Source organism: Prosthecobacter sp., from assembly GCF_020439865.1.
Classification (GTDB): domain Bacteria; phylum Verrucomicrobiota; class Verrucomicrobiia; order Verrucomicrobiales; family Verrucomicrobiaceae; genus Prosthecobacter.
Window position 1 is genome coordinate 1 of sequence record NZ_JAGRPF010000145.1, and the last position, 6935, is coordinate 6935.

The 6935-nt window shown below is 62.4% G+C and carries 8 protein-coding genes; 2 read left to right on the forward strand and 6 right to left on the reverse strand.

Annotated features, from left to right (window positions below; all coding sequences use genetic code 11):
* The 6 genes from KDL09_RS17690 to KDL09_RS17715 form a co-directional block, all read right to left on the reverse strand.
* Window positions 1-189: hypothetical protein (locus tag KDL09_RS17690; RefSeq protein ID WP_294388081.1), on the reverse strand; the 189-nt coding region annotated here is incomplete at its 3' end.
* A 108-nt stretch (window positions 190-297) separates the two neighbouring features.
* The gene (locus tag KDL09_RS17695; protein WP_294388084.1) at window positions 298-1566 is read right to left on the reverse strand and encodes a sigma-70 family RNA polymerase sigma factor; all 1269 of its coding nucleotides are present in this window, start codon (window positions 1564-1566) and stop codon (window positions 298-300) included.
* 12 nt (window positions 1567-1578) lie between these two features.
* A complete protein-coding gene (locus KDL09_RS17700; protein WP_294388085.1) occupies window positions 1579-1977 on the reverse strand; it encodes a YciI family protein in 399 nt (132 codons plus the stop codon).
* Entirely contained in the window at window positions 1974-2363 is a 390-nt protein-coding gene (locus KDL09_RS17705) for a YciI family protein (RefSeq protein WP_294388087.1), read from the reverse strand. The genes KDL09_RS17700 and KDL09_RS17705 overlap by 4 nt, the downstream gene beginning before the upstream one ends.
* Window positions 2360-2902, reverse strand: coding sequence for an SRPBCC family protein (locus KDL09_RS17710; protein ID WP_294388089.1), 543 nt, complete (start codon window positions 2900-2902; stop codon window positions 2360-2362). The genes KDL09_RS17705 and KDL09_RS17710 overlap by 4 nt, the downstream gene beginning before the upstream one ends.
* 33 nt (window positions 2903-2935) lie before the next feature.
* Complete coding sequence (locus KDL09_RS17715; protein WP_294388090.1) at window positions 2936-3466, reverse strand: hypothetical protein; 531 nt, start codon at window positions 3464-3466, stop codon at window positions 2936-2938.
* 290 nt (window positions 3467-3756) lie between these two features.
* On the opposite strand from KDL09_RS17715, the gene KDL09_RS17720 reads away from it, so the two are divergent.
* Together KDL09_RS17720 and KDL09_RS17725 are read left to right on the forward strand one after the other, a co-directional pair.
* Window positions 3757-5079, forward strand: a complete 1323-nt coding sequence (locus tag KDL09_RS17720) for a DUF1552 domain-containing protein (protein ID WP_294388093.1) — start codon at window positions 3757-3759, stop codon at window positions 5077-5079.
* On the forward strand, window positions 5076-6935 hold a 1860-nt coding region (locus KDL09_RS17725; protein WP_294388096.1), incomplete at its 3' end, for a DUF1592 domain-containing protein. The genes KDL09_RS17720 and KDL09_RS17725, both read left to right, overlap by 4 nt.

Here is a 6935-nt window from a genome sequence, read left to right on the forward strand (position 1 = left end):
ATCGGCACTGATCGACGGCGTGATGTCGCTCGTCGCCGCACCTGCACGAAAAACCGGTTTGTCAGCAGAAAGACCCGGCGATCCGAATGCCAGACAAAGGCCGGCGAGGATCGGCAGACTTCGGGTGCGAATGACGGAAGCGACAGCCGACTTGGGCAGCTGGGAAATGTTCGAGCTGGGTATGATCATGGGTTTTCAACGCTCTTCCGTGGAACTTCTTCTGCACGCTGCGACAAGATTTTCGGCATCGGCTCCTCGCACGGTTTTCCGACTCCTAGAAGCGGCTCGCCTTCGAGCCTAGGCATCTTGCTCCCGGCTCTGGGCCTGTAAAAACTCGCGCTCGGCATCGCATGGGGCAAGCTCGGCGGCGCGAAGGTAGGCGGCGCGCGCCTCGGCGGGCTGACCCAGTTTTGACATGAAGCTGGCGCGGATGGCGTGGTAGAGATGATGCGCTTCCAGCGAATGGCGGTTCGGGATGCTTTCGAGGGCCTCCAGACCGACATGCGGGCTGCGGACGCGAGCGAGGGCCACGCTGCGGTTCATGGCGACGATGGGCGTGGGTTTCAGCAGCAGGAGTTGATCGTAAAGACTGAGGATGCGCGACCAGTCGGTCGTCGCATCACTCTCGGCGAGACAGTGGCAGGCGGCGATGCCGGCCTCCAGATGATAGGCGCTGATGACGTCCCCCGTGGAGGCCGCGCCGAGTGCGAGAATGCCTTCTTGAATCAGGTCTGCATTCCACTGACTGCGGTCCTGATGCTGAAGGCGCACGATTTCTCCCGTCGCGCTGAGTCTCGCGCGCAAACGGGCGGCGTTGAGGCACATCAGGGCGAGCAGTGCTTGAGTGGCGGGTCGGGATGTGACGGAATGAGCGCTGAGGAGACGCGTGAGCCGGATCGCTTCGTGGCAAAGCTCCTCGCGGACAAGGCGGTCGCCGGAAGAGGCTTTGTAACCTTCGTTGAAGAGCAAGTACAGAACCCCCAGCACGCCGTCGAGCCGTTGCGGCAGCTCACCGGCGGGCGGTACGGCGAAAGGAAGTCGCAAATCGCGAATGAGCTGCCGGGTGCGCACGAGACGCTTGGCGATGGCGGCTTCGCTGATGAGGAAGGCTGCGCCGATTTCCGCCGGACTCAGTCCGCAAACGGTGCGCAGGGCGAGCGCAAGCTGTGCCTCGACGGAGAGCTGCGGATGAAAGCAGACAAAGAGCATGCGCAGCGTGTCGTCGGAGAGGTCATGCTCGTTCGCGGGCTCTTCATCACGCGTCAACCAGCGCTCCTGCTCGGCGGTGATCTGCGCTTCCTTGCGCTGCCAGGTCTTCTCGCGACGCAGGGCATCAAGCGCGAGGTTCTTCGCCGCCTGCGTCAGCCATGCGGCGGGATTCTCAGGGATGCCGCGATAGGGCCACGTCTGCAGCGCCCGCACGAGTGCCTCCTGCACGACGTCCTCGGCGAGTTGCAGCCGGTGCGTACCAAGATGCGCCGCCAGAGAAGCGACGAGTCGTGCGCCCTCGCGGCGGAAGAGGTCATCCGCCACGAGAGTCGGGCTGCGCTCGCCGGGCTGGCTCATGCCTGGATTGGATCAGGATTGAGCCGCCTTCACATCGGCCATCGGGCGGCAGAGGTCGGCGATGGGGCGCACCTCAACCTGCGCGCCGTGCGCGAGGATGGGGCAGGCCTGCGCGAGCTTCACGGCTTCATCGGTGGAGGCCACGGAGAGCAGGAAGTAGCCGGCGATCGCTTCTTTCGACTCGGCGAAGATACCGTCGGTGACGAGGCTTTGCGGGCCGGTGACGAGCTTGCCTTCCTCCATCAGCGGCTGCGCCCCGCGAAGAATGCCTTTGCTGCGAAGGCCCTCCACCCAGCCGTAGAAGTCGGTCATCACGCGCTGCAACTCGGCAGGCGAGAGGCTGCCGTTCCAATGCGTGCCGCGGATGAGGAGCAGATGCTCGCCGGTGGTTTGTTGGGTGTTGGGGCTCATGAAGGGGGCGTTTCGTTCGTGTGGCGATAGGCCGAGGCACGCTCGGACTCCAGCGGGCGGATCTCGAAGTTCAAACCATGCGGAAGCACCGGATTCTGCGCCGCGATGGCCGCCGCGGCAGCGAGGCTCTCCGCGACGATGATCCAGTAGCCACCGATGACTTCCTTGCCCTCGGCGAAGGGTCCATCGGTGCGGATGCCTTCGCGGGTCACAAGCGCTGCATCCATGGTGAGACGCGAGCCGGGCTTGAACACGCCTTTGGCGAGGTTCGCCTCATACCAAGTGTAGAATTGGTCGATGGCAGCTTCGATGTCGGCTTTGGAGGAGGCCTTGTCCCACTGACCTCGCGATAGCAGGAGATACTCGGAGGAAGCGGGGGTGTTCATGGTGCCGCCGGTGCCGTGATGAGTTTGGCGGCTTCGGTGAGGCCTTTTTTGAATTCCGGACCACACATGGACTCGCAATTGAAGACCAGGCTCATCACCTTGGCCAGCAGTCCTTCGTTCGTGCCATACATGGCCCAGGTGACCTTCGTCTTGCCCCCGCCTTCGGGTGCAAAGGTGTAGTCCACGGTGCTGACGCCTTCCATCGGCTCCATCCAGTCCATGCGCAGACGAATGAGTTCATTCGGCCTGCTCTCGGTCGTGGTGGCCTTGCCTTTGCCTGTCAGCTTGCCGTCCCAAGTGGATGCCGCACCGACACCGGATTCCGGCCCGGTGTATTCGACCTTGGCATCGGGATCCATTTTTAACCATGGGTTGAACTCGTTGAACTTCTTGTGGCTGTCGAACCACGGGAAGATCTTCTCCGCAGGCGCGGCGATGACGAGACTGCGCTCGACACGAAAGTCGGGCGATTTGAGCAAGGCCGCCGCGAGGATGGCGACAACGAGCACGACGAGGCCGATGAGGAGTTTCTTGATCATGGCGATGGTTGGTTGGGTGTGCGTTCGACGCCTCTATTGGCGCGTGAAGACGACCGGCGGACCGCAGGGAGCGCTCTTGCCGTCTTTCCAGGACACGCCTTCGAGTTGGAAGTGGTTCGCATCGAGGAAGGTGTAGGTCGCACCATGCATGTGCATGTCCTTCTGCACGTTCAAGCCAGGCGTCGGCGCCAGATCAAAGGTCAGCGAGTTCGCGGTGCTCTTCACCAGCTTCATGCGCGGCTGATTCCGCAGCATGCAGTAGTGCGTCATCGTCAGCTTCCCATTCACATCATGATACACGCTGAGCATCTCCATCGGCGTGCCTCCGGCAAAGGTTTCCTGAATGACTGAGTCTCCTGCGATGAGGCGGAACTCCGTGTTCATGGTGCCCATCTCCGGTGACTCGCCCGACCACTTGCCCACCAGTGACTTCATGCGCTCAAAGGCGGCGGACCCCTTGTAGGGCGGCATGTCAGCACAGGTCTTGGGTTGGGATGTGCCGGACTGGCAAGAGCTGAGCACCGCACAGGCGGCGAGGGCAAGGAGGAGCGCATTTTTAGTCATAGGAGCGATGGGTGGATGTTTTCGGAGCAGGCTGGACAGGCCGGAGAAACCGCCGTCCAAAGCATCGACGAACGACTTCTCGCCGCCAGGACAGAAAAGTGAAAAACTTTCTCCAGATTCTGTCTGCCGATGCCCGAAGGTGAGAGTGCTGGTCGCCCGCATGGCGGGAATCTGCGCCCCGAGGGTGGCATTCTAGCTGCTGTCATTGGTCACGGCCACCGGGCGAGGCTTTTCCATTTCCTTGCCTCCGGCTGAAAGTTGCCCGGCCTCGGGACGTGTACGCACCGCTTATGATCTCACGCAGAAAACTCCTCCGTCACATGGCCGCCACGGCTGGCGCGGCCTTTGGATCCCCGTTGTTGCCAAACATCGGCCAGGCCGCATCGCGTGTCTCGGGCGGCGGGCCGAAGCGCGTGATCTTCTTCATGCAGAACCAGGGATTCGATCCGGCGACGTGCGTCCCGGCGGGCATGAAGAGCAGCGGCTCGCTGGCCAAGGTGAAGCTTCCCGAGCCGATCGAGGCGCTCGAGCCCTTCAAGGAGCGTCTGCACATCATTAACGGTCTGCACGGCATGCACACCAGCCCGTCGCACAGCGCCTTCTTCGGTGCGCTCGGCGGCTACCGCGTCAGTGACGGCGTGCCGCCCAGCGCGTCCACGATCGATTACGAACTCAGCAAGGTGCTCCCGGAGACCCTGCTGCCGCATCTGTGCATCGGCATGGACTCGATGGAGAACATGAAGGCCAAGCCCACGGTCGCGAACCTGTCGGCCAGCGGTGCTGGACAGCCGATCTTCATGCACTCGAACCCGAACCACCTCTACCAAATGCTCTACGGCGGCATTTCGGACGGGGACATCCGCAAGCAGCATGAGGCGCGGTCGGGCATGTTTGACCGCATCGAGCAGCTCGCCGCCGCCCATGGCAAGGCGCTGCCGATGGCGGACCAGCAGCGCTACGGGCAATACGTGCAGGGATTCCGTGACATCAACGGCCTGCGGACGCGCCTCGGCGGCGTGTCCGATCACCTGCGGAATTTCGCCCCGAAGGTGGATGACCGGTACACCCGTCCCGAGTTTGAAACCGACTGGCACGACATTCTGCTCGACCTGGGTGTCTCGGCGCTCAAGGCCGGCATCACCAGCGTGCTGACCATCGGCTCCGGCCGCGGCGAGATCTTCGGCTCCTGGAAAGGCGTCGGCGTCGAGGAGCAGGGCCACAACCTCGGCCACATGAAGCAGCCGGACAATCCGATCTGGATCAAGATCCGCCAATATAACAGCCGCATGCTCGTGAAGCTGATGGAGGAGCTGGAAAGCGTGCCCGAAGGCAGCGGCACCATGATGGACAACACGCTCATCGTTTACACCAGCAACAACGCCGACGCGCAGCACACCAGCGGCGCGAACTGGCCGGTGATGCTGCTCGGCAACTGCGGCGGCGCCTTCAAAACCGGCTGCTTCACGCAGTTGGACGGCAAGCGTCCGATCAACGCCCTCTACTCCAGCATTCTGACGGCTTCCGGCGTCCAGTGCGACCGCTTCAACATGAGCGAGAAGATGGCGGCGAAATTCGATTCCGGCATCGGCCCCCTCAAAGAAGTCCTGGCGTGAGAATCCCGACACTGCCGCTCATCGCGTCCGCTCTGGCCGTGCTCGGCATCTCCGCGGCGGCTGCGGACATCTACACGCCGGGAGAGCCCGTGCGCGCGAAGTTCAAGGACTTCGCTCTGCCATTCCTCGAACAGAATTGCTTTGAGTGTCACGACGACGAGACAACGAAGGGAGATCTCAACCTGCTCGAGCTCTCGCGGGTGGACGAGACCAACGCCGCCACCTGGAAATCCGTGTGGGCGCAGGTCGCGCTGGAGGAAATGCCGCCGAAAAAGAAGGACCAGCCCGACGTCATCGACCGGCTGCGATTCTCCGACTGGATCGTGGGCGAGCTGCAGCGCGTGATGAAGAACAAAGGCGGCTTCCATGCGCACATGGATCCGAAAAAGGGCAACTTCGTGAGTCATGCCCTGCTCTTCGGTCCCCTGCCCGACGGCATCCAACTGACGCCGACCTCCTCCCCCGCCCGCATCTGGCGCGTGACTCCGCAGGAGCACATCACGCGGCTCAATGAGCTGATCAATACCGAGCCCAAATACGATCCCGCGAAGCCGGGCCTCCGCGCCCACGGCGATGTCGTTCCCACGAATCACGGCGGCGAGTTGAAGCTCTACTTTGGCATCGACCGGATCACGAGTGTCGTGGGCGGCACGGTAGCCTACGCCACGGCGGTAAAGAGCGTGCCCGTGGTGCTCTCCTCGGCCCGTAAGGTCGGCCTAAAGAACTACCCCGATTTCTATTCGGTCAATAGCGCCGAGGCGACGCAGATTCTCGGCAAGGCGGAAGACATCCTGAAATACATGGCCTACGGACCGCTCAGCCTCGTCGGCATGCCGGAACAGATCACCGACGATCCAAAAACCTACGACAAGGTGAAGCCGAAAGGCGATCTGCGCGGACTGCCGACAGCCATTGTTTACAACACCAAAGTCGTTCGTCCGCTGACGCCGGTGCTCGACCTCATGAAGGAGCCGGAGGTCACCGACGAACGCCTGCGTGCCGCCGTGGACTATCTCTTTGAAGCGCTGACCTTCCGCCCACCAAACAAGCCGGAGTCCGACAGCTACCTGCAGATCGTGAAGGACAGCATCGCCAAGGTCGGCAAAAAAGACGGTGTCATGATGGGCCTGTCGTCGGTCTTTCTCGACCGTGATGCGTTGTTCCGGCCGGAACTCGTGGAAGGCGGCAAGCCGGACGAGCACGGCCGCGTCATGTTGCAGGATTGGGAGCTCGGCCTCGCCGTGAATCACGCTCTTTGCTACATCAAACCCGACGAAACCCTCCGCCAGGCGATCGTCGATGGCCGCATGCGGACGCGCGAGGATGTGAAGCGCGAGGTCACCCGCATGCTTGACGACGACAGCATCCGCAAGCCGCGCGTCCTGCAGTTCTTCCGCGACTACTTCGACTACGACCTCGGCGGTTACATCTGCAAGGATACGCGGGCGCTCGCGGCGACCGGCGTCGCATCGCGCGGCGAATCTCACTACCGCGCCATGTTTGACGCCACGGCCAGCACGGATCGCCTGATCGAGCTGGTCCTCGCGGAAGACAAAAACGTGCTCAAAGAACTGCTCACCACGCAGCGCGTCGTGGCCACCAAGAATGACAACACCTACTTCGGCAGAAAACACACAAAGGAAGAGCAGGTCGCCGCCATCGCCGCGAAGAAGAAGGCCGAAGAAGAGGAGGCGCAAAAGGAAGTCGCTGAACTCAAAACGCTGAAGGCGGAGGTCGCCGCGTTGGAAGCCAAGGTGAAGGACAATCCCGAAGACAAGGCTGCGCAAAAGTCGCTGACCCAGCAAAGCAGGCTGCTCGCGGCGGCGGAGAAGAGAATCGACAACGCCAGGAAGGAG